This window comes from Massilia cellulosiltytica (genome assembly GCF_047325105.1).
Lineage (GTDB): Bacteria > Pseudomonadota > Gammaproteobacteria > Burkholderiales > Burkholderiaceae_D > Telluria > Telluria orientalis.
The window spans coordinates 1918999-1942312 of the sequence record NZ_CP168562.1 but is presented as its reverse complement, the minus strand read 5'-3'; the positions used below and the strand labels follow the sequence as shown (position 1 = coordinate 1942312).

At 61.2% G+C, this 23314-nt stretch carries 15 protein-coding genes; 14 read left to right on the top strand and 1 reads right to left on the bottom strand.

Features of this window, described 5'->3' with window-relative positions; genetic code table 11:
- Positions 1-590 precede the first annotated feature (590 nt).
- From ACEN9H_RS08710 to ACEN9H_RS08645, 14 genes are read left to right on the top strand one after another with little or no spacing between them, the layout of a single operon-like run.
- Entirely contained in the window at positions 591-1325 is a 735-nt protein-coding gene (locus ACEN9H_RS08710; RefSeq protein WP_413674431.1) for a vWA domain-containing protein, read from the top strand.
- Positions 1325-1594 (top strand): WXG100 family type VII secretion target, encoded by a 270-nt coding sequence (locus ACEN9H_RS08705; RefSeq protein ID WP_413674430.1) that lies wholly within the window; start codon positions 1325-1327, stop codon positions 1592-1594. The genes ACEN9H_RS08710 and ACEN9H_RS08705 overlap by 1 nt, the downstream gene beginning before the upstream one ends.
- A gap of 9 nt (positions 1595-1603) precedes the next feature.
- A complete protein-coding gene (locus ACEN9H_RS08700; RefSeq protein WP_413674429.1) occupies positions 1604-2914 on the top strand; it encodes a hypothetical protein in 1311 nt (436 codons plus the stop codon).
- Positions 2911-3252 carry a hypothetical protein gene (locus ACEN9H_RS08695; RefSeq protein ID WP_413674428.1) on the top strand — a complete coding sequence of 114 codons (342 nt, stop codon included), beginning with the start codon at positions 2911-2913 and terminating at the stop codon, positions 3250-3252. Before ACEN9H_RS08700 ends, ACEN9H_RS08695 begins: the two co-directional genes overlap by 4 nt.
- Positions 3245-3475 carry a hypothetical protein gene (locus ACEN9H_RS08690; protein WP_413674427.1) on the top strand — a complete coding sequence of 77 codons (231 nt, stop codon included), beginning with the start codon at positions 3245-3247 and terminating at the stop codon, positions 3473-3475. Before ACEN9H_RS08695 ends, ACEN9H_RS08690 begins: the two co-directional genes overlap by 8 nt.
- On the top strand, positions 3472-6201 hold the full coding sequence (locus ACEN9H_RS08685; RefSeq protein ID WP_413674426.1) for an FtsK/SpoIIIE domain-containing protein: 2730 nt from the start codon (positions 3472-3474) through the stop codon (positions 6199-6201). Before ACEN9H_RS08690 ends, ACEN9H_RS08685 begins: the two co-directional genes overlap by 4 nt.
- Positions 6198-7961 carry a Card1-like endonuclease domain-containing protein gene (locus ACEN9H_RS08680; protein ID WP_413674425.1) on the top strand — a complete coding sequence of 588 codons (1764 nt, stop codon included), beginning with the start codon at positions 6198-6200 and terminating at the stop codon, positions 7959-7961. The genes ACEN9H_RS08685 and ACEN9H_RS08680 overlap by 4 nt, the downstream gene beginning before the upstream one ends.
- Complete coding sequence (locus ACEN9H_RS08675) at positions 7958-8428, top strand: VWA domain-containing protein (RefSeq protein ID WP_413674424.1); 471 nt, start codon at positions 7958-7960, stop codon at positions 8426-8428. Before ACEN9H_RS08680 ends, ACEN9H_RS08675 begins: the two co-directional genes overlap by 4 nt.
- Positions 8425-9141, top strand: a complete 717-nt coding sequence (locus tag ACEN9H_RS08670; RefSeq protein WP_413674423.1) for a PP2C family serine/threonine-protein phosphatase — start codon at positions 8425-8427, stop codon at positions 9139-9141. The genes ACEN9H_RS08675 and ACEN9H_RS08670 overlap by 4 nt, the downstream gene beginning before the upstream one ends.
- Positions 9134-10480: a protein kinase domain-containing protein gene (locus ACEN9H_RS08665; protein ID WP_413674422.1), complete on the top strand. Its 1347-nt coding sequence runs from the start codon at positions 9134-9136 to the stop codon at positions 10478-10480. The genes ACEN9H_RS08670 and ACEN9H_RS08665 overlap by 8 nt, the downstream gene beginning before the upstream one ends.
- Complete coding sequence (locus tag ACEN9H_RS08660; protein ID WP_413674421.1) at positions 10477-13920, top strand: DEAD/DEAH box helicase; 3444 nt, start codon at positions 10477-10479, stop codon at positions 13918-13920. Before ACEN9H_RS08665 ends, ACEN9H_RS08660 begins: the two co-directional genes overlap by 4 nt.
- On the top strand, positions 13914-15869 hold the full coding sequence (locus ACEN9H_RS08655; RefSeq protein ID WP_413674420.1) for a hypothetical protein: 1956 nt from the start codon (positions 13914-13916) through the stop codon (positions 15867-15869). Before ACEN9H_RS08660 ends, ACEN9H_RS08655 begins: the two co-directional genes overlap by 7 nt.
- A 3-nt stretch (positions 15870-15872) precedes the next feature.
- Entirely contained in the window at positions 15873-18419 is a 2547-nt protein-coding gene (locus ACEN9H_RS08650) for a chromosome partitioning protein ParA (protein WP_413674419.1), read from the top strand.
- Entirely contained in the window at positions 18400-21780 is a 3381-nt protein-coding gene (locus tag ACEN9H_RS08645) for a DNA-binding protein (RefSeq protein WP_413674418.1), read from the top strand. The genes ACEN9H_RS08650 and ACEN9H_RS08645 overlap by 20 nt, the downstream gene beginning before the upstream one ends.
- Positions 21781-22516: 736 nt before the next feature.
- Here ACEN9H_RS08645 and ACEN9H_RS08640 read toward each other — a convergent pair.
- Complete coding sequence (locus ACEN9H_RS08640; RefSeq protein ID WP_413674417.1) at positions 22517-23131, bottom strand: hypothetical protein; 615 nt, start codon at positions 23129-23131, stop codon at positions 22517-22519.
- Between the last annotated feature and the right edge of the window lie 183 nt (positions 23132-23314).

Genomic DNA, 23314 nt, shown 5'->3' with positions numbered 1-23314 from the left:
TCAATACGCAGGGCATCGGCGCCCCAAACAACATGTGCCGATAACGCAACTGCCGGGAATGAAAGAGCTCTTTCCAATATGCAAGGATTCACGTAGACTAGTTAACGAACATTTATTAAATGATGGTAACGACGTTTTACTGGTTCTAGTGCTAGTTTTTGAACCTCAGCAACCTACAGCCCGCTCGCAATCTCAACGATCCATGCTAGAGGTCCCAGCATTCACTTTTGCGCTCCCAAGCCTGTGCCTCGCGCGAGGTCGTACGGCACATCGGCCACAAGGAGCTGCATACGCGGCTGGCCTCTACACAAACGACATCCCTCACGCTCCGTATTTGCAGGGGCACCATCTTCCTGCACCCGAGTTTGGCGCTGTGATGACACTGCGAAGTACCGCTTCGTCACGACGCACTGGGGAAGCAGATCGACCTTGCCGGGAACACGCTCATGTTCCACGCCAGCGCGGATCGACAAAGGGCATGAGGTTGAGCACGGCCGTGCAGCATTTACTGAATGCCACAGACCGGCATGCACTGGCGCTTCCTCCCACCGCGCAGGCCCGCATTTCTTCCACTTTCTAGGATTCTTTTTATGAGCAACGTCCCGTTCGATCCGTCGCAATTCACGGCCCCGAAAGCGAAGCCGCTGCCGGTCATTCTCTTGCTGGATGTCAGCGGCAGCATGAGTGGGGAGAAAATCCGCAACTTGAATGCGGCGGTGCGCGACATGCTGAGCGATTTCAGCGACACGGAAACGAGTGAAATCGAAATCCATGTGGCCATCATTACCTTCGGTGCGCAAGTGCGTCTGCACCAAGCGCTGACGAGTGCCAGCGCCATCCAGTGGCAGGATCTGTCCGCCGATGGCATGACGCCGCTCGGAACCGCCCTCCAGATGGCAAAGGCCATGATCGAGGACAAGGATACGGTGCCATCGCGCGCGTATCGCCCGACGGTGGTGCTGGTCTCCGACGGCGGGCCGAACGATGCCTGGGAAAAGCCGCTGCAACAGTTCATCGGCGATGGCCGTTCGGCGAAATGCGACCGCATGGCGATGGCCATCGGCGCCGATGCCGACGAGGCGGTACTCAGCAAGTTCTTGGAAGGCTCCTCGCATCCGCTGCTGTATGCGGAAAATGCGAAACGACTGCGCGAGAATTTCAAATACATCACCATGTCCGTCACCATTCGGACCAGGTCGCAGACCCCGAATACCGTGCCGGCACCGGATGCCATCGATATCCAGCCCACCACCATTGAGGCCCGCCAGCCGAACGCGAAGTCGACCACGCAGACCGCCGCGGCGCAGGACGGAGGGTACTGGTAATGGCACAGGCCGTCGGCGACCCGGAGGAACTGGAGCGCTTTGCGTATGCCTTGCAGCAGTTCGTGGATTCGCTCAACGACGCCGTAGGCAACCTCAACGGTGCATTCGCCGCGCTCGGCGACACCTGGCAAGACGAGAAACGACGCCGTTTCGAGGAGGATTACCACGCGCTCGTGCAGCAGCTGCAGCAGTTCGATGCGAACGCGTCCGAGCAAGTACCCTACCTGGTCCAACTTGCAGCGCGCTTGCGGGATTACTTGCAAAGCTGAGGCGCGGACATGGCACAAGTTTCAATCGGCCAAGTAGAGAACCTGGAAGACCTGTTGCACGGCTTGCAGTCGGTGCGCCAGGCGATGGCGGGCGCATGCCATGCCCAAATCGCTGCCGCCGCACAGAAATTCCAAGACGCGCACGACGAAACCGCGCGCAGCGAAAGCATGTTGGAACGGGCGGTTCAGCAGGAGCAAGCCGCAAACCAGGCGGTCGACGACGCCCAGCAGGCGCTGGAAGGAAGTCGCCACGCGCTTAGTACTGCCGAATCCTCCTTGTCGTCCTGCCTTGCGCAACCCGTCACCGAGGAGGATGCTGGCCCGGACTGCTCTGGTGACTACGCTGCCGTCACCGAAGCGCAAGCCGATGTCGAGCGGGCCGACTGCGCCCTCGCGCAAGCGAAGGCAGCGCTCGAGCGCGCCATCGAGAACCGCCAGTCGATGGAACAGCGCGTGGATCTAACGAGACAGGCGCAAGCGATGGCGGCACAAGTTCTGGAGCAAGCCCAACAAGAATGCAATGCGCGCCTGGCGGCTGTCGATCAAGCGATCGCGATCGGCGCTGCGCGGGTGCGTGCCGCGCAACAGGCGCTGAATGCCTATCTCGACACTAACCCACCGGCGGCGCAATTCCACGCCTGGTTGACATGGAATCCCGCCCTGCACGGTGGCCCAATCACGCCCGACATCCTGCGCGATCGGATGAACCTGTCGTCAGAACATCGACGGCTGCTTCAGCACTATCTGTACGAACGCAATCCCGCCTATCGCCGGCAAGTCGACAAGTTTCGCCAGCAATGGGCGACGGCCCGCGGCGATGCGGAGCGCAACATCGTTGCCCGCAGGGCGCGCATCCACCTGAGCGGCGAGTTCGGGGAGCAGATCGCACGGCGCGCCCTGGCGCCACTGGGCGGGTGCATCGAGACGCAAGGCCGTACCTTCGTCGGCGACCACGGACGCTACACGAAAACGGATCTGCTGGTGAGCGACTTGCAGGTGCCGGTCATCTTGGGACGCGGCGACGGCATGGCCGCGCCGGTGGGCGGCTCGATGGCATTCGAGGTGAAATGCGGCAAGGCGGACTACCTATATGCGCAGATGGCGCACATGGTGTTCCAGGCCGAAGGGCATAAACAGGCGGACGCCCAATGCACGCTGTGCTCGCGAGACATCCACGACCTCGCCCCGGAAAAAGAGAAGGAACTTCGCGATGCCTTGCGGGCGGCCGGCTCGCCGATGGTGGGGATGTTGCCCACCAAAAATGAGATCGACCAATCCTGCCTGGAATTCGTGCGCGAACACGAGGAAGGTGAGCCATGAAAATACGAATGAGCGTCGTCAGTGCGGCACTGGCCGCCGAAGTGCAATCCGAGGTCGACCGACTTCGACACGCCGTCGAGGTCGGCGACATGGACGCGGTGGACGCCGCCACCGCACGCCTTTTAACACTGACGGTCGATTGCCGTTCGATCGAGTTGTCCGAGGAAGCATGGCGCGCGTTCACGAACGACATCAGGACCAGGCTTCCGGCGTTCGAATCCAATTACCTGTTGCCGGGTACGCTTTGCGCCTCGCTGTTTCCGACCATCGGCGCCAGCGAGCAAGTCCTCGAACTGCCGATCGATGACGACGCGGACGAGGACGAGATCGATGTTTGACGATGTCCTCGGACTGGCGAGCCTCTGCGCCGCAAGCTTCCGCGCCGGCGTGCGCGATGGGTTTGGCGCCTCGATTGCCGCCGACGTGCTCGATCCGATTCTGCAGGAAATCGATTCGCTGCGGATGTTCAATGCAGAGTTCCAACGGCAAGCGCTCAGCATCGACATGACCCTCGCGGATGCGCGCGGCATCCAGGAAAAAAATCACGGACAGGACAGATGAGCGGCGTTCCCGACTATTACAAAGACACGATCGCCAGGATCCACAAGGCGATCGCGGAGTATCGCGAAGGGCGCCAACGCATCACACGCGAATACGAGGCCGTCTACCAGCGCCTGGATCAATCCCTGCGCGGCGCGCAGGGCGCAACCGCGCAACGGCTCGCGGACGAGCGGCAGCAAGCGGACACCAACCGCGCGAAACGGATCTTGAATTGGCAGGCGGTGTTTGCCAAAGAATGGGACAAGATCGCTGCGCTGGCGGCGCGTTCTGGCGCCGCGCTTCTTCGCAGCCAACCGCCCTTGGTCGATGTCCGCCGCGATCACCCGTCGCTGGCGACGGAAGTCCCCACGGCGATCGCGCTGGGGTCGCAGCGCATTGCGTTCGAAACCTTCTCCTGCATGGTGCCCTACACCGTGCCGTTTCCCTTCGCCCGCCCGATCGCCGTGTCGGCAGACGACGCGGCCCAACAAAAGCTTACGGATCACCTACTGCTGCGCTTGCTGTCGGCTCTGCCGCCGGGGCACTTGGAATTGACGCTGGTCGACCCGCTTCGCCTGGGACAATCGCTCAGGCCAATCCTGTCGCTGCTCAAAGTGGCGCAACTAGTGCCGCAACAACGTGTGCTCACCCGCGCCGACGAGATCGAGGCCACGCTCGGCCAATTGACGGACGAAGTCGAGGATTTGATCCAACATCGGTTCAACGACCAGGCTAGCACCTGGTCGGCGTACAACGTTAAGAACCCAGACAACGCGCTCCCTTACAAGGTGGTGCTGCTGTTGGACGTGCCGGAGCAGCTCTCGGACAAGAGTGTGTGGTTCCTGGAACGGCTTTGCGAGAACGGTCCGCGTTGCGGGGTGCTGCCCGTCATCGCGGTCGATGGCGCGCGCATGGCGGACCGACGTTACGCGAAGCTGCAGGCCACGATCAACACCTCGGCCATGGGCGCCGACGCGCTGCTGGCCGGCCCCCAAACCGGCGGCGACGGCTTGACCCTCTCCTACGAAGCGGAGCAATGGCCCCGCCAGGACGCGCTGGACGGCTTTTTCGCCACGCTGAGCCAGGCCTGCGCCGACAAGGCGCGATTTAACAGGGCGCTGCCGGATCTGTGGACGGATTTTAAGGAAGGCGCAAGCACCAGCGGCGGTTTCGATGTGCCGATCGGGTGGACATTCGCCGGGGAGCCGGTGACGTTGACCTTGGGCGCGACCACGTCCGAGCACCATGTTTTACTGGCAGGGAAGACGGGATCCGGTAAATCCAACTTGCTGCACGTGCTGATCCACACGCTGTGCGAAAAATACGATCCGGCAGAGCTCGATCTTTACCTGCTGGATTACAAGGAATCGACCGAATTCACTGTGTATGCCGCACCGCCTCTCCCCCATGCCCGGCTGGTGGCCACCGAAAGCGATCCCGAATACGGGGTCACGGTGCTGCGCCATCTCGTGGATGCATTGGAACAGCGGGCGCGCATGTTCAAGCAAGCAGGAGTGCGCGATTTTGCCGAATACCGCAGTACCAGCACCGCGCGCCTGCCGCGCATCCTGTTGGTGATCGATGAGTTCCAAGTCCTGTTCTCGGAAACGCGCCAAGTTGCGGAGGCGGCGGAGCAACTGCTGTCGCAACTATTGAAACAGGGCCGCTCGTTTGGCATCCACATCCTGCTGGCCACGCAAACCCTGAAGGGGATCAACGCCCAATCGATCGGCAGCCTCATCACTCAGCTGGGCAGTCGCATCGCGCTGGCTTGCGGTCAAGAGGATTCGGCGATGATCCTGGGCGGTAACAACTGGGCGGCGGCCGAGCTGCGCAGCCCTCCCGAGGGCATCCTCAACAATGCCAACGGCGCGAAATCCGGCAACATCAAATTCTTGATTCCGCTGGCGGAAGCAGCACTGTGCCGCGAACACATCGCCAGGCTGTCGGCGCAAGGCAGCACGCCCGAGACGCGCGCCAAGACCCGCATTTTTAGTGGCGCCCATCTGCCGGCGCTACCGGCAGCCGGCAGCTTCGCGGCAAGTTGCGGACCCAACGAGATTCTGCTGGGCGAGCGCCTGACCTTCGATGCCGACGCGCTCATCGTTCCGCTGACCCGGCGCGCGGCGTTCAACGTCCTGTTCAGCGGTTACGACGACCAGATACACGACGGCTTACTGGCCGCCATGCTGGCCAGCATAAGGGTCGCCGGCGACTTCGAGGAGGTCGTGTATTTCAACGGGCGTGGCGTGCTGCCCGCCGGCGGCGTTCCCGCTGCCGCCCAAGCGCTGGGAGCGCGGTTCCAGGCCTTCGACGACCTGACTGAGCTGCCCCTACAAGCGATCGCGGACGGCATCGGTACGCGTCGCGTCGCCTTGATCGTCGACGGTCTCGATGCCGAGAAAGCGCTGCATCCCGCGCCCGCCTTCCGCGTCCCCAAGCCCGGCGAGGCGCCATCGCCGGCGGAGTTGCTGAAGCGCATCGCAGAGGAAGGCCCGCGCAAAGGCACCTTCGTGTTCGTCTTCGTCGACCGATGGCAACGCTGTGCCAGTGCTTGCAAGGACCTCCTGTCCTTGTTCGAGTTGCGGGCGGCGTATTGCATGAACGAGGACGACGCCGGATCGCTCGTGAGCGGCGGTATAGGCAAGTTCAAGGGCATCGAAAAGCCGAATCGCGCCGTGTTTGTCAATCGCATGACCAACGAGATTGCCTGGTTCAGACCCTATATTGAAAAGAGCTCGCCATGAAGAAGTTTCTGCTGACCTGGTATGGCATCACCGACTTTCGCGCATCCTTGGGCTTTGAGAACACCGAGGGGCCGATCGCCGGCGCGCTGGCGGCCGAGGCGTATTCCGATGTCGTCGTGCTGTGCTACACCCGCATCGACGAACCAGCCGACGAGGCCGAGGCCCAGGCATCCTTCGACACTGCGCTGGCGGCGATCCATGCGGCCGGCCAGCACCAGGATTGGAAGGTGACCGGCGAATTCGTGTCCCGATTCGCAAATACCCCCGCGGCGCATGCGCATTTCGCCAACTGGCTGAAGGGCAAGGTAGAGGCCGCGGGCGGCCAGACCGACATCTGGTTCAAGAGCGAAAAGCTGCGCGAACTGAATGACACCGAGGGCATTTACGCCTGCGCCATGCGCGCGCTCGACTTTGCCGCCAAAGCAAGTGGCGAGAAGCTCGTCACGCTCTATCTGAGCCCAGGCACGCCGGTGATGGCGTTTGTGTGGTCCCTCGCGGCCCTGCGCTACCCGGATCTCAAAAAACGCCTGATCGTGTCGCCGGTGATCGGCAAGCCGCCCGAGGCGATTTCCTTGCCTGCCGAATGGCTCGAACGGCACAACGCCAGCCAGACGGCGGCGCGCGGCGTGACCGACGGGTTCGACGTGACCTTTCACCTGTTCGGCGAGCAGCGCATGCCGTCCTTGCTGGGAATTCGGCAGTTCGAATCGAAAAAACACGTCTTCGTCAATTCCAAGGAATATCCCGCGACCTGCATAAAAGCCTTTCTCGACGGTCGTCCATTCGAAGAGCTGCCGGTCTCGCCCTGGGATGCCAGAGCGGTCCACGAGAAGATCCTCCACCACGCCAAGCCGTTTGCGGCCAACGCCCGCATCGGCATCAACCTCACCGGCGGCACGAAAATGATGTTCACCGGTGCGCTGTCGGCAGCGCGGGCCCTCGGCGCGGTGCCGTTTTACTTTGACAGCCGCAACCGTCGCGTCACCTATGTCGACAGTCATTTTCAGGAAACGGTCAGGCCGATCGACTCGGTCGAAGACTTCTTGCTGCTGAACGGTGACGGCCTGAAGGTCGCGGAACGCGGCGTGCCAAGCGCACTACCCGTAGATCGCCATCGGCTGACGGACATGCTGTGGAAGAACCATACGAAGATCGCTCGCTGCTACCGGAAACTACGCGAGTGGAACGACGCATTTAAACCCTTCGTCTTCGAAAACGAACATTTTTATTTTGAGCTGCGCAAGGACGCCTCTGCCGTCGTACGCGGTTTCGGGCTCGACCTGCGTTTCCAGCACTGGCCGGATTTCGCGAAATATCTGACGGGCGGCTGGTTCGAAGAATACGTGTATGCGCAGTTCAAGCCATACGCAGACAAGGGCGTCATCAAAGACTTGCGGATCAACGTCAGGTTGCAGCTGGACCATGAAAGAGCCCCGGAAAGGCTGCGCGCCGACAGTGCCTCGTACAACGAACTGGACGTCGTCTTCACCGATGGCTATTCGCTCTATATCGTGGAGTGCAAGGCCGGCGATGTGACACAAGAACAGGTGATGAAACTGCAAAACCTGGTCCGTTTCTATGGCGGGGTCGAAGGTCGGGGCATTCTTGCTTCTTGCTTCCCACCCAGCACCGACGCAGTGCGAAAGAAGGTCGCGGATGCGCGCTTATCGCTTTGCAGCGGAAAATGGTTCCCGGAACAGCTCGATGCGCTGATGCTTGGCATCGCCGAACGCACCCAATCGATGCGGAGCGCCGCATGACGCTCCATCTGGTTTGCGACCTGTCCGGCAGCATGGGCGAGGACGGCAGGCCCTTCCTCATGCGGACCGCGGTGACGACGATCGCGCAGTGGGTAGGTCTCGGATACGGTGCCGCGCAGATCAAGTTGTGCGCCTGGGCGTCCGAGGCCAGCCTGTTGTCCGATTGGGCGGTACAACAAGACTACCCGACGGCGCTGCTTGCTTGTCAGGGGACGGCGAACTGGAAGGCTTTAATTCACCTGTTTGGCGACAAGCCGGACGGCAAGATTCTCCTGTTGACGGACGGTTTCTGGTCGCGCAGCGACGCGCGCATCTTCAAGCAGTGGAAAGACCGCCTGCCGGCGGACACCCTGCGTATTCTCAAAATCGGGCCGGACGCCAACCCGCAGCTCAAGGGCGTGGACGTGTTTGCGACCGAAGAAGTGTTTGCCGCGCTCGATGGCTGGCTGGAAGGCGTGCCGGCATGAGCCTTTGGAAGAGTTATGGGGCCAGCGTGCGTGGTCCCGCACATATCGCTAGCGGCGAACCGAACCAAGATGCGTGGGCATCGTTTCACCGGGTCTGGGGAGACGGCATTGTCATTTCCGACGGCGTCGGCTCTAAACCGTTTTCCCATATCGGCAGCGATGCCGCCTGCTTCGCGGCGCAGTACGCCGCACACGCCTGCCGTGACGACGCTGCCATCGCCCCCGAATCCTTGTTCCAATCCATCATGAGCGTTTGGCTTGCCAGCGTCGCCCCGCTCGAGCCGCGCGATTGCGCGGCCACTTGTCTGTTCGCGTTTCGGCTGCGCGATCGCCTGCACATGGGCATGCTCGGCGATGGTCTGGCCGCTGCGGTCCGCGCCGATGGCTCGGTCGTGTCCCTGGTGGAAGACAAGGCGCAAGGCTTTTCGAACATCACGACGGCATTGTCGCCCAACGTGAGCCCACAAGACTGGCGCTATTTGGTGCTGCCGGCGAACGAGTACAGCGCCGTCTTGCTTTGCACCGACGGCGTGTCGGACGACCTCGACAATGTCGACGGCTTTGTCACCGGCCTGGTCGGGGCCTATCGCCCGCTGGCCGCCGTCAGTGCCAGCCGCCATGTGCGGGCGATGCTCGAGAGCTGGCCGACGCCGAAACATAGCGACGACAAGACCCTTGCCTGTCTTTGCCGCACGGAGGCCACGGATGCGTGAGTTCGACAAGCGCCAAGGCGGCGCCTCGCTGACCGACGAATACGGCAACGTCCATCGCCTCGCCGACGAACTCGCCAGGGGCGGCCAAGGCGTGGTGTTCCGCACCAGCGATGCCGACCTGGCGATCAAGCAACCGCTCGACGCAGCCGGCCAGCCGGACCGGCGCGCCAACCTGCGCGACCGTTTCCGGCACATCCGTCTGCTGCCCCTCCCTGCGCGGGTGCCGGTGTCGCTGCCGCTCGCCATTTTGCGCGACGAGCCCGGCTACGTGATGCGTCTCTTGAATGGCATGCAGTCATTCGAGGCCTTCAATGTGGGCGGCAAAACCAAGAAGGCGCTCGACGACGACGATGCGGCCCTGCCGCCATGGCTGAGCAAGGTGCCGGACCGAGAAATGGCCTTGCGCCTGCTGCATTACGCCAACACGGGCTCCACGCGCCGACGCCTGTTCGCGCTCGCGCGCTGTGCCGCCATCCTCGCCCGTCTCCACAGTGCGGGACTGGTGTACGGCGACATCTCGACCAACAATGCCTTCATTGGCGAGGGGACGTCGGGTGAGGTCTGGCTGATCGACGCCGACAACATGCGATTCGAATTGGCGAGCGCCGGCACGGCGGTCTTCACGCCGGGTTACGGTGCCCCCGAACTGGTGCGCAGAACCGACGCTTCGCGTCCGCGCACCGATTGCTGGGCGTTCGCAGTGATGGCGTTCAAGTTGCTGGCGCTATGCCATCCCTTCATCGGCAAGAAAGTGCTGGAACCCGAGGAGGATGAAGGCGGCTGGGATGACGAACCGCTGGAGGACGGTGCGCCTGCCGACCTGGATGAACGGGCCTATGCCGGTTACTTGCCGTTTGTGGATGACGAGAACGATCGGTCGAACGCGAGCACCGGCGGCCTCCCGCGCACCTTGGTCGCCACGCAGGGATTACGCCGCCTGTTCCAGGAGACATTCAACGCCGGAAGACAGCACCCGCACCGTCGTCCCACGATGGCGTTTTGGGCACTGGAGCTCGCCAGGGCCGGCGATCGTTCGCTGGCATGCGCGGCATGCGGGATGAGCCATTTCGTGGACACGCAAGGCGCCTGTCCTTACTGCGGCGCGGCGCGCCCGCCTTTCGTTCGCGCCAAAACCGCGCGCTGGGACATCCTGCTTCCCGCCGGCACCGCCGAGGTCGCCCTGCCGCACCGGCTTTTTCACCCATTTTCGTTCGAACACAACGACGACACCGCATACGAGGCAGTTCTGGATTTTTCAAACAAGACCATCGTGCCGGTCCGGGGTACGGGACCGTTCCCTGACGATTTGAGCTTCGAGTTCGTGGACGCGGAAACATGAAATTTCAAGATCTCCCCGCTGACATCCTCACCATCCGCGTCAAGCCGACCGGCGACGATGTCGCCACCCTGCGCGAGCAAGCCGTTTTGTCGGTCGACGCGGATCCCTCGCGCCCGGACGAATTTGCGATCCGTCTCAAGGATACCCTGGTGTTCATGCGACCGGTGGTCGCGACCGACATCCGTCTCCTCAACGCCGAGCTTGCCAGCGGTCGCAGCTTGCTCGCACAACTGGCGAATCCGGCAGCCGACGGCAGCGTCGAGCTGCGGCTCGCCTTGTTCACCGGCGCCTGTCTCGAAATGGGAGACATCGAAGTCGGCGTGGACGAGTATGTGGAACACGCGATGACGAGGCTGATGCCCCGCAAGGGCGAACTCAAAGGCGAGCGCCTGTATAGTCAGCTCGAGCGACGTTGCTGTCTCCGCCACGGTGACGCCGTCTACTTCTTTTTGACGGCCGGCCCGGCCATCGACGACGCCTTGGCGCCGGAAAACGTCGCACCGGCCGCGCAAGACGGCGACGATGCGAACGGGCCAGAGTCAATGAGGACTGACGCCGTGCCGCCCGCGCTGGCCCCTGCGGCCCGCTCGCAGCAGGTGGCGCTGACCCGCAAGAACTCCTTCTGTGTCAGCGGCGACGGCATCCGCTTTGTCGCCACCGAAACTGCGCTGCCGCATCACAAGTCGATTTTCGTGGCGACCCGCCTGACCAAAGCCAGGAAGGGACCGGACCGCGCGCTGCGTCTGGCTCGCGGCAGCCTTCGCTTCGTCGACTGGACCCACGCAGGACAAATCCAACTGCTGGCCAAGGCCCAAATGACGGCGCTGACCCAGGACCAAGGAAGTTATTTGCGAAAGTGGGACGAGTTTGGCGAGCTGGAAGGCGAGCGACTACTGAAGCAAGCACGCGAGGTCGGTACGCTACAGTTTACAGATATGGAGCAACAACGGGACGGCACCGTCTCCGTTCGCATTGCGCAGGCCTCTGAATCGGCCTTGACCGCCTTGGCTGAGAGACGGGTGCCGGACATCGAGATCGTCGACGAACCGCCCGTCTACTTGAGAGACGAAACGCTGCCCTTCGCGGAGTTCGCGACCGGGGTTGAAAAAAGCGAGGAAGACAAGACGTCGCCCCAACAGCATGGGCGGCGCCAGGGAAAGACGAATTTCGGCGTCGCCGGCTTCGACAGCGATTCGATGCGGCTCACACTGAAGACGGAAACCTTGCCGCGCGCATCCGGCATCCTGATCCTCTCGCTCGCTGGGGAGAGTGCCCAGATCAAGCGGCGGATGGCCGCCCGCAGTGCGATTCTTCAGGGCCGCTCGGCCAATCCTCAGCTCGGGCTCTTGATTGAAGAAAAGGGGAAAATTACCCCGATCCGGTCCGCGCACACGGTTGCGCCGCTGAGCGGCTTTGTGCGCAACAAGGTTTTCGAAAAGCCACCGACCGAGATGCAAAAGGCCGCCATCGAAGCCGCGCTAAACACCCCCGACATCGCCCTCATTCAAGGACCGCCCGGCACCGGTAAGACCACGGTCATCGCCGCCATTCTCGAACGGCTGAACGAGCTTGCGGACAAGCGCGGCGCCACCATCAAAGGGCAGGTGCTGTTGACCGGCTTTCAGCACGATGCCGTGGAAAACATGATCGAGCGGCTGTCGCTCAACGGCATCCCGGTGCCGAAGTTCGGGAAACGCTCGAACGCGGAAGAAGACGACGCCAGCCTGTTTGAGGCGCGGCTGGAAGCATGGTGCGAACGACTCGCGGCCGACCTGCGGGCGCGCAATCCGCGGATCGCCGACATCGAGCAGGAAACGGAAATCAAGAATCTATGCCTGCAATACCTTCAGGCCCCGACACGCGCGCTGGCGGCGCGTCTGGCCGGCAAGATCGCAGCCCTCGGCATTGCCATTCTCGGTGAAGAGACGGCCCGCCGGGCTGCCCAGGTCGCCACTAAGCTGACGCAAGAAGACAAGCTCAACGACGACGCCAGTCAGTGGCTCCAGCTCGTACGGCGGCTGCGCACGCATCCGGACAGTTTCGCCGACGACGGTCCGGAGCGGGCGGTCGAAGCGCTCGACGCGCTGAGCGGCGTACTGGACAAGCCCGATCGCGATTTGTTGGACAAAGCCAGCCTGTGGCGCAGCGGAGACGGTCACCCGCCTTTCCTAGATGATTTGGCGAAGCTCAGGCATGCGCTGCTGGCCCGCTTTACCGCCCCGCCGCTGTTCCGCGTAGAGAAGCAAAACGATGAAATCCTGGCGCTGGCGGAGACTGCCACCGAGCGGATCAAGGCGGCGGGACATACGGCAAAGGACGCCAAATCCGCGGCTCTGGCCGAGTTTCTGACGGAACTGGAAAGCAACCCCTACGGGATGATCGATGCGGTGTCCGAGTACAGTTTCGCATTCGCTGCCACATGCCAGCAAAGCGTGAACAAGCGCATGCAGATCCAGAAAGGCATTATTGGCCGCGACGTCGAGCAGCGCCAGAAATGGATCGAATACGAATATGTGATCGTCGACGAGGCGGCTCGCGTATCGCCTCGCGATTTGATGGTGCCGATGGCGCAGGGCAAGCGCATCATCCTGGTCGGCGACCACCGACAGTTACCCCACATCATCGATGAGGAGGTGGCTGAGCAGATGGAGGCGGGCGAGACCGGACTGCAGGAGTCCGATTGGCTCAAAAAATCCATGTTCCAGTACCTCTTCTCCGAACGCTTAAAAACCTTGGAGGAGACCGATGGCTTCCCGCGCCGTGTCACGCTGGACCAGCAATACCGCATGCACCGCTTGCTGGGCGAGTTCATCAGCCGCAACTTCTACGAGCGCTTCGATCCAATCGAGAAATTCGGCTCCGGGCGGCCCGATAGCGATTTTATGCATGCGCTGCCGGATACCCACGGCCGGCCGGCTGTCTGGCTGAATGTGCCTGCCAACAAAGGCAAACACCAACGCAGTGGCACCAGCTGGACGCGCTTGGCGGAGGCCACCGTCATCGTCCGCCAATTAAAGGCATGGATGCAGTCGGAGGCGGGCAAGAAGCTGTCGTTCGGGGTGATTTCCTTTTATAAGGCGCAGGCCGAACTCATCAAGAAGCAACTCGGCACGCTCCGGGTCGATGACAAGAAACTGCGCGTCGGCACGGTCGACTCGTTCCAAGGGATGGAGTTCGACGTCGTGTTCTTGTCGATGGTCAGGACTTGGCCGCAACACCAGAAAGCCGACGCTGGCGCGCGCGAGATACAAGCGCGCAAGGTGTTCGGCCACCTCTGCCTGTACAACCGTCTGAACGTTTCCATGAGCCGCCAAAAAAAGCTGTTGGTCGTCGTCGGCGATGCAGATCTGTTGCACAACGACCTTGCCACCGAGTTCGTTCCGGGCTTGGTCGATTTTCACAAGCTCTGCCGTGAAGAGGGAGTGGTGTTGCAATGCTGAAGCTCCTGGACTACGGCAAGCCGACTCCTTTCGGCCAGATCATCGGCAGGCCGCGCCATCTCGCATGGCCGGTCCACGCCTATCGTGTGACCTTGCCGCGACGGGCCCACGATGGCGACGACTTGAATGCGTTCGAGCGCGTCGTCCTAAAACTCCTCGCTGCGCTCGGCCTCATGAGCGAGCAAGAGCTGGCGGATGAAACCGGCATTCCGCTGGATCTGGTACGCAGCATCCTCCTCCGTTTGCAGGACAAGCAACGGATCGACGGCTCGCACGCCCTCATCGAACAGGAGCGCGATCGTACCGACGGCGACGATGCGAAAGCGCCGGTGTTCGTCACCGCGCTCGTGTTTCGTGAACTGGTTACCGGAAAATACCTGCCGTTTGTGCATTGGCTCGACAGCGCGAATCCGCTCCAAACCAGGGAGGGCGAAGAGGGTTTGGTGCGCACCATCCGTGCGGACGACGAGCATAAGAACGCCCCCCTCACGCAGCGCGAGGTGATCGGTGTGTTGCGCGCCGCGCAGCGGCGATCGGCAGCGTTTGGCAAGGACGACGGGATGCCGGCCATGCAACAGATCAGGATCGTTCCTCAAGCTGAACTGCATTACCTCGACTGCCCAATCGCCATCCAGAAAAGCGATGGCGAGTTCCGCATCGCCGATCCCTTCGGTAACGGATTTTCCCTGGTGCTCGAAGCAGCGCTGGAGCGTCTGCTTGAACAGGATGAACAACTTGCTGAGTGGCTGCAAAAGTGGAAGCTCGCCCTGAGCAATCCTCGCGCGCAAGAGGCCGACGCCAGACCGCAAGCGCCGTTCGAGAGCAAGGCCAACTGGCAACGCTATCCGAAACTCCTCGCGAACTTGCGATTGTTGCGCGGCGCCGCGTTTCACTCGCTTGCCCAAATTTACGCGTCCATCGAATGGGCATTGTTCTATGCCAGCTGCCGGCGCCCGTTCGAGAGCGTCGTTGCCACCCTGAAGTTCACCGCCCAGACCGACCACCCCGCGCTGCTGGACGACGCCGCGAAACAAGTCGGCTTGCGCCTGCCACCGTTCGGGTTGCGGCCGATTTGGGACGGCAAGCTCATCGATTTCAAATCGGGCAAGGCGGAATTGGCGACGCTCCTGGCCATCGCCCTGCTCCAGGCACAAGACGATGCGACGCATCCTCTGCACAGCATCGCGGCGGCCGACCCGGATTGCATCCTTCGTCTTTTCAACATCAAGAGAAAACGCGATGAGAAGGGCCACGGCAAAGGCAACGCCGATGCCCCAACCCAGGAGCTATCCGAGGCGCCGTTCATGCGCGAGATCGTCCACGCCCTCCTGCCAGACATCGTCTTTTCCGACACGCCCGGCGCCGCCCCGGATCGAAATTCCCAGGCCGACGCGCTGCTGGACGCTCGCGCCAGCATCCAGAGCGAATTCGGCTTCAAGACCTTCAACCGGCTGGGGGCGAATCTGAAAGAGCGTCTGATCCATGCGGAACGCTTTTTCCTGTCCTGCAAGGACGGCGACGACGGCTTGGGCTTCGTGCGCGAACTGTATGCCGCGCTGCAGGCGACCTTCGAGATGAGCTTGGCGGGCAGGCTGCCACCGGATATCCAAGATGCCATGCTCATCGAATCGGCTAGCAACAGCGCCATCTCTACCAATCTGTGCAGCGAACTGCCGGCAAGTCTGCGTACCGTGAAAGCCTCGGCTATCCGTCAGACCCTGCAGGGCAACGGCCAATCGCTGGGCGCTTGTGTTCTGGCATCGCTGCTAATGTCCGACGAGGACCGGCTGCGTTCGATCGCCGATACCCAGCCGTCCTTCGTGAACGATGTAGCGACCGTCATCACCAGGCGCGGACATGGCAACGAACCACTGCCGCTGTCGAAAGCGGACACCGCAGATCTTCGCAAAGCGGCCTACAAAACAATCAAAACACTTATTGAGGGATAAGGAATGGAACAATCTGCTACGTCGCACGAGGATTTACAAGGGATTGCCGCTGAGCTGCAAGCACGCGCAACCGCCTTGACGCGACGCGAGGACGAGCTCGCTCGGCAAGAACGCGTCCTGGCCGACGGCGAGCAGCGATTGGTCACCGAGCGCCAGGCGCTCGAGCAGCAAAAGGCGGATTTGCTGACGCGCGAGCAAGCCCTGATCGCGGCCGAACAGAAGCGCGATGCCGGCTTTGCCGACGCGCGCGCCGCCTTGTACGCCGAATTGCGCGACAAACGCGCCGGCACAGAGAGCGCCATCGCGCAAAATCGGGAGCAGAAGCTGTCCGCGATCGAGCACGAAATCGCGAGCCTGCGCGCCAAACGCTTGGAAGACATCGCGAATGCGGAAAACAGCGAGCGCGAGCGCATCCGAGCCGGCATCGCCAAGGAGCGCGAAGCGTGGACCAGACAGCAGGACGACGCGCGCAAACTGCTGGATGCCGAGTACGCAGAACTGGGCAAGCAAAAGGGTGCCTTGTCAGCCCTACAAGGGCAAATCCAAGAGCGAGCGGTCGAGCTTGAACAAGCCGAGCGGGAGCTGGAACGCAAAGAACAAAGGTTGGAACAACGATGGCAGCGGCGTAGCGAGCAGCTCGATGACGAACTCGACGATCGGCTGGACGAGGCGCGCCGCTCCCTGGCCTCGCAAAAACAAGCCCTCACCGAGGAAAACATCCGCCTGCGCGACAGCCTCGCCGTCCAGACCGGTCTGCTCGGCGCCTTCGAGCAGCTGAAACGACAACTCGGCGGGAAAGACCCAGCCGAGATCCTTCGCGATCTGAACAGCCATACCGACGAGCTCAAGCGCCTCAGGGAAGAACTCGCGACCCGTCCGACCGAAGAGACGCGGGCGCGCAACCAGGCGCTCGAACTGGAGGCGCGCAATCACAAGGCGCGCGCGGAAGAACTCGCTCGCAATCTCGCCAGCAACGAAGCGGCCATGGCCGAGGTGGGCGACCTGCGCCGCAAAAACGCCGAACTCCAGGCGGACAAGCAATCCCTGGCGCAGAAAGCGTCGATTTTCGAAGGTGCGGCCAACGAGGCACAAACTGAGCTCGAGCGTCTACGCCGCGCTTACGAACGTCCCGCTGAAGTGGAGAAACGTCACAAGGAAATCGAGATTCCACGCCTCGGCGTGGACAAGGTCGTGCGCCCCCACGACACGCTCACCGACGAAACGGTATGGCTCAAGAGAATTGGCGATGAGTGCGATAAGTACGGCTTGCACTTCAATTCTCGTATCCTGAAAGCCTTCCATACCTCGCTGAAAACCGCGGAATGGTCGCCGCTGACCGTGCTGGCCGGCGTTTCCGGCACCGGCAAGTCCGAACTGCCGCGTCTGTACTCGCACTTCGGCGGCATTTACTATGAGCCACTGTCGGTGCAGCCGAACTGGGATGCACAGGAATCCATGCTCGGCTTCTTCAACTCCATCGACAACAAGTTCGACGCCCAGCCGGTGCTGCGCTTTCTGGCACAAAGCCAACAACCATGGAGCGACGAGTATCCGGGCTTGTCCGACGCGGTCTGCCTGGTGCTGCTCGACGAGCTGAACTTGGCCCACCCCGAGCTCTATTTCGCCGAATTCCTGAGCAAGCTCGAACTGCGGCGCGGTCGCAAGGGCGCGGATGTGCCCTGCCTGCCCGTGAAGATCGGCGCGGGATTGCCGCCCTATGAACTGCCGCTAGGCCGTAATGTCCTGTGGGCGGGCACGATGAACCAGGATGAAACCACCAAGTCGCTGTCCGACAAGGTGATCGATCGGTCGATCATCATCAACTTCCCGCGTCCCACCGAACTCAAGCGTCGCCTAGAACTCACGCCGCTCGATCACAAGAATCGTGGCCCGGCATTGCACAAGCAATCCTGGTTTAAGTGGGTGGTGCAAGGCAGCGACTTCTCGGACCAGGAAATCGAACCGTTCAAGAAATTCGTCGAGAAAATGAACGCGGCGCTCGCGGTGTCCGGGCGTGCCCTCGGTCACCGCGTGTGGCAGTCCATCGAGTACTACATGGCGAACTACCCGGATGTGCGCGCGGCGAAAAAAGAGTCGGAGGAACGGAAGCGGGCCATGCACACGGCCTTCGAGGATCAGCTGGTGCAGAAGGTCATGCCGAAGCTGCGCGGTATCGACACGCGCGGCAAGAGCAAGACCGAGTGCCTCGACAGCATCAGGGCGCAGATTGTCGCTGGTATCGGCGGCAGACGCTTTAACCTTGACGAGGATTTCGACCTTGCCTGCGAACTCGGCTACGGCCAGTTCATGTGGCAATCGGCGAATTATCTGAACGAACCCGGCGCGGCAAGCCCGACCCCAGCGACGGAAGCAGCGGCGAACGGACAGCCTGGTCACGAAGAGCCGCCGGCCTCGTTCATGAAGAGCGAGCGCGACCAGGACAAGCGCCGGCGCGCATGGCGCGCGAAGACGCCCGAGCAGCAAAATAAGCTGCGCAGGGACCTAGAAGAAAACGAGAGGACCGGACGAATTGTCGCGCACGATGCATGATGTAAACGTAGCGAACGTCACGCTGCCCAAGCTATACGCGGATTATCGCGGCACTGACGCAGCCGCTGCCCTGGCGCGGCGCTGGTTCGAGCAGTCGGACTGGTTTTGCCACGTTGCCGAGTTCGATCCGAAAACCGGCGCGGCGATGCCGCAGTCGCTGTCGTCGGTGCTGGCCAAGATCGCCCGCTATGCGCCGCCGAGCGCCGGCGCGCCGGTCCGCGACCGCCTGTGGCGCATCGCCGAACACAGTCGGGCCGCACTGGAGCGACTCTTTCACGCGCTCAACGAGAGCCCCCGTCGCGAGCAGGCATTATTGCCGGTGCACGCGGTGCGCGAGCTGGATGCCACCAGTTTTATCAAGCTAAGCAATCGCCCGGGACGCAATATTCGCGAAAAGCTGGCCGGCAACCCGTATCTGCAAGCGGTACGTCGGTATCAATCCGTCGACTTGCCGGAGAACCGCCTTCTGAAAGCCTTCGTTGTTCGGCTGGCGGAACTGCTCGAATTGCGTCGCGATTGCTTGGGGCATGAAGACGAACTTCTTCCCACCGTCCAGACCTGGCTTCGTTCTGCGGAAGCGCAGGGCATCGCCCGCTGGGACAATCTTCCCCCGAACAACACGCTACTCGCGCATCGCGATTATCGGCGCGTTTGGGATGCTTGGCGTTGGCTGCAATCTCTCGATGAGGACATCGCGCGCGATTTCGCGCAACGAGAGCTACGCGACAAAACGATGCGTCTGTGGAAGCAATGTGCGCAGATGTGGGACGGTGGCAAATATCTGTTTGCGCAAATGCCGCTGCGCTTCGATTACGAGAAATTCGAGATCCTGCCCTGGCCTTCCCACCCGCCGCTATTCAAGGAAACGAAACAGACCGTTTCGCGGCAGTGGCAAGTCGACGAAGTGTGGGAGCCGGTTTGTGTGGACCTCACCCTCTTACGCCCGCATTACGCCACTGTGTGCAGTACCGCGGCACAATCGCTGCGCGCGAACCTGCTGTGGCAGCAATGGAGGCGGGACGATGAAGCGATCAACATCGCGCTCTTCGATGCGGATGCCGCCTATCTGCATCCGGACGCCAATGCCGTGTCTTTCTCGGACCTCTTTTTTGCCAAGGACAACGCCACCGCGCAGTTCGATGCGGCCGCGCGCGCCTTCGCCAGCAGCTTACGCAGTGCGTTCAAGCACGATACGCTCGTCTGGCTGGTTCCCGACTTCCTCAACGACTTCTCGCTCGAGGTCATACGCCGCAATCTGAACGCCCGCTTTCCCGATGCGGAGCCGCTCCCGCGCAGTGTGGCGGCCGCTTTCGAGAAGGTCGATTATGCCAAGATCAGGGACGGCTTCCCGATCGTGGTCATCGATACGATTGGCGGCACGACAAGCGTCACCAAACTGATCGCCAAATTCGACCGCGAACTCAAAAAAACCGTCCCTGAAACCCAAGGTTTTTATTGGGAGCGACATCCGCCCATCGTTCTCGCCAGCCCGGCCGCGGACGACGCCACCACGCCTAGCTACGACATCCCCACAGTGGACGCCAAGGGTCAGTGGTGCAGTGCGATGCGACCGCCCAAGCCGGCGTCGATCGACGCCGCCTCCCTCAAGGACGATCCGCGCATCGGTGCATTCGCGTTCCCCATCAAGCTGATCGACAGTCCTGTTTCCGGCGCTGTCCGTCTACATGCACTGCAACAACGCGCTGGCAATCTTCCGCTCTGGCGCGACCAGATTCCTGAGCTGTCGATCAAGGTCATGAAGAACGGTCGCCTGCAACGCTTTCATCTCGTTTCGCGTGGCACGACCGTGAAACCGATCCGCGGCGAGGCGGTCAGGATCGATGTCGATGAAGACTTCACGCTGCCGGCCGGCCGACTGTCGTACACGTTTCCGCTTTTCCTGGGCGAAAACGCCGACGATCTCGGTTTTTCGGCGAGCCTCCACTCTTCCGCATTTCCGCTACAGCACGCCGTCGTCTGCAGACTAGACCTTACCTTTGAGTACGGTGCGAACGATCCCTACGAACTCGTGTTTACACCGCTCTGCCAGTCGTTCCCACCTGTACGCGCCACCTGGCGCCGTCCGGAAAAACGCATCTTCGACGATGCCCCTGCCCCAGAATACCCGGCGCCGTTGTCCTGGTCAGATTTGCGGCGCATGCCAAAACAAAGCGGCAATGAGACTGCCGACCTCTTGGAATGGGTGCACAAAGCGATTGTGCGTCTGGATCAGGAGATTGTGCATCGTCCCAAACCGAGAGCAATCGGCGTGATCGGCAGGGAGTGGCGTGCCGACAAGAACGGTGCCCACTTCACCGTCGCCACCTGCAACGCTACGACCGAATCGGTATTCATTCACGAGAAAAGCTTTGTTCGTGGCGTCGACTATGCCGACTTCACGACAGGACAGACCATTTCGTTCGAGCTTCAGGAGCGGGAAGGCAGATATTCTGGCGCGAAGGTGGCGGCATCGGACTACACAGAGACGGCGCGTGTAAAGGACTTCGACGAGGTGTCGGCCCGCCGCGTGACGGAGAACATACGCAAAGGTCTGTACTTTCCTGTCATTCAAGTCTGGCGCGACGGACGTTCGATACGCAACGCCGAATGTCCGAGCGAGTTTGCCGATGCGATGACGGGGAACATCGCCTATCTCGCCGCATTATTGGAAGAAGACGGTCTTCCCGAAATGGTGGCGAATGAAATCCGCTTTCTGTTAGCCTGTATGCACAAGGATGCTGCTGCGAAATGTGTCGAATGGGTCAAAGAACAGGTCGACAATGGCGATATTCGCCAAAAGCAAGCTGTTGGCTTCGCGCTTGGAGATGTGTCGATGCTATGGCAAACGGAGGTACTGTCGAAGCTCCTTGCGCGCCCGACTGGGGACGTCCTACGTGTGCTGGCGTATGCCATTTGGCGCGAGCAGCGTTTGCTTGAAAAATTTAGTTGTAACGCATTGAACTCCATTCTGAATGTGCTGGGAACGCTGCTGGGCTCAATCAAGCCATGTCCGCCAACGAAAGACAGGCGAGCCGTCGTCAACTGGACCCGTGCAACGACAGAGCCGCTCGAACTCCTGCTCGGCTTGCTGCGCACCCGTGCCTCAGCCGATCCCGAGATCAAAATGCTGCTGCAGCCACACCAGAAACGCACCAGGGAACTCGCGAAGCATGTCGAACGGGTGACGGAGATCGTTGCAAGATCGAATGTTGGCCTCTTTTCCCGTGTGCGGATCAAGCTGCAAAAGCCCGAAGGTGACCGCACTCCCGACTTGCTATATGCGCTGCGTCTGTACCTAACTGGTGACGATGGCGCAAACACGATTCACATTTCCGGCGTCGCCGATAGTGAGAGCGACTAACAGGGTGTAGAAAAAATCAATAACGTTACTGTGTGGACTTCCCCCACTCCGGTAGACATTTCTGGCCTATGATTTAAGCATAGGAAAAATGCTAATCTAGCGGATCGACGCAGAACTTGCATCGTCTTTGCTAGATCAGATCCGGCCGTGCGCATCCCATAGATTCCTGTCAGACATATCGAAGCGCGGCCTCGGTCGGTAGTATGACCACGTCTCATCGTCGAACAGCTTGTTGAAACCTACCGACTTCCCGTCCGAGCGCATGGATGTGCTTGCGGTAACATTCGTGTCGCCCGTTCGCGCGACTCATGGAAGACGTGCCGAAGCGCATCTTTTAGATTACTGGCTTTCGGCGCATCGCCGGCGTGTGAGATCGACGAGTCCGGGACGGTGTCCACGACATGGGCCACCCCGAAGACGCGTGCCTGAGCCAGCGGGCGAAAATCTCGATGTCGTAAGCAAAACGAGAACGTGCGCTTCGTCGATAGCAGGCTAGGCAAGTAAGCCGTAAACGGCACAATGGCCGCATAAGCGGCCATTGCGTGCGGGATTCTCTTAACCACTCCAGGTGGGACCTCGACGAGTTGCCTCGGTGAGGTGGCACTACGCTTTGAACACCCGCTCGATACGTAGCTTTTTACATCTGATAGGACGCATGGTACGCAGGTTCCCCTGGTTTGTCAACGCGAGGGGAGTTGACCCGGATCGCAGTTGGTATCGACAGAGCGCCGCCGGACTAGGGCCGGATCTTGCGGTTCTCAAAGGTTGCCTTGAGTATCGTAAGCAATTTCACCGGCTTCGACTCGGCTTCCCGCTTTGAGATCTGCTGGCGCAGATACGCGCTCTGGACACGAAGCTTCAGCTTTCGCTGACGTTCCTTCTCCACCTCGAAGAACACGCTGTAGTAACCGCCCTGGGCGTTCGCGACGTTGAGCTCCAGGGTGACGAAATTACCATTTTTGCGCTTTTCATCCGCTACCGTGATCTTCCGGGTGGCCAAATCCTTGACGAGTTGGGGTAGATACGCCTTCGAGAGTAGATAACGCTCCTCATCCAAGATGCGCGATTCGCGCTCGTCGCTGTACCGGTCGGCGGGATCGACCGAGCCAGAGGCTTTCTCCGCCTCCGTCTCGTCCCTGGTGAAGCAGTGACATGAAAACAGCACAACGACTCGCAAGGGCGCTGCATGCCCCGGGACGGTGACGAGGAAGCTGAAGGGTTTCAGGTGGGAAAGGTCCCAGGGCGTTCCGCGATACACAACCTCACTGAAGGGAAGTACGCCCTTCAAATCGTCGGGTTCGACAGGTACTTCATTCTGAAAAAGAACACTAACGTGAAGTTGGGCGCTCATGATATCGGGAAACTATTGGCATCTACATAGGTGTCACAGGCTTGTAAATCGCGAGACTTGTTCAGCAGGCAACCAAGGACGTGGATCGGAGCTCGGTGCTGGTTCGTTAAGCTGAGACCGAATGCTACCATAATTCCATTGTTTTGGAACTTGACTTTAATATTCCATTATTGAAGAATGGCG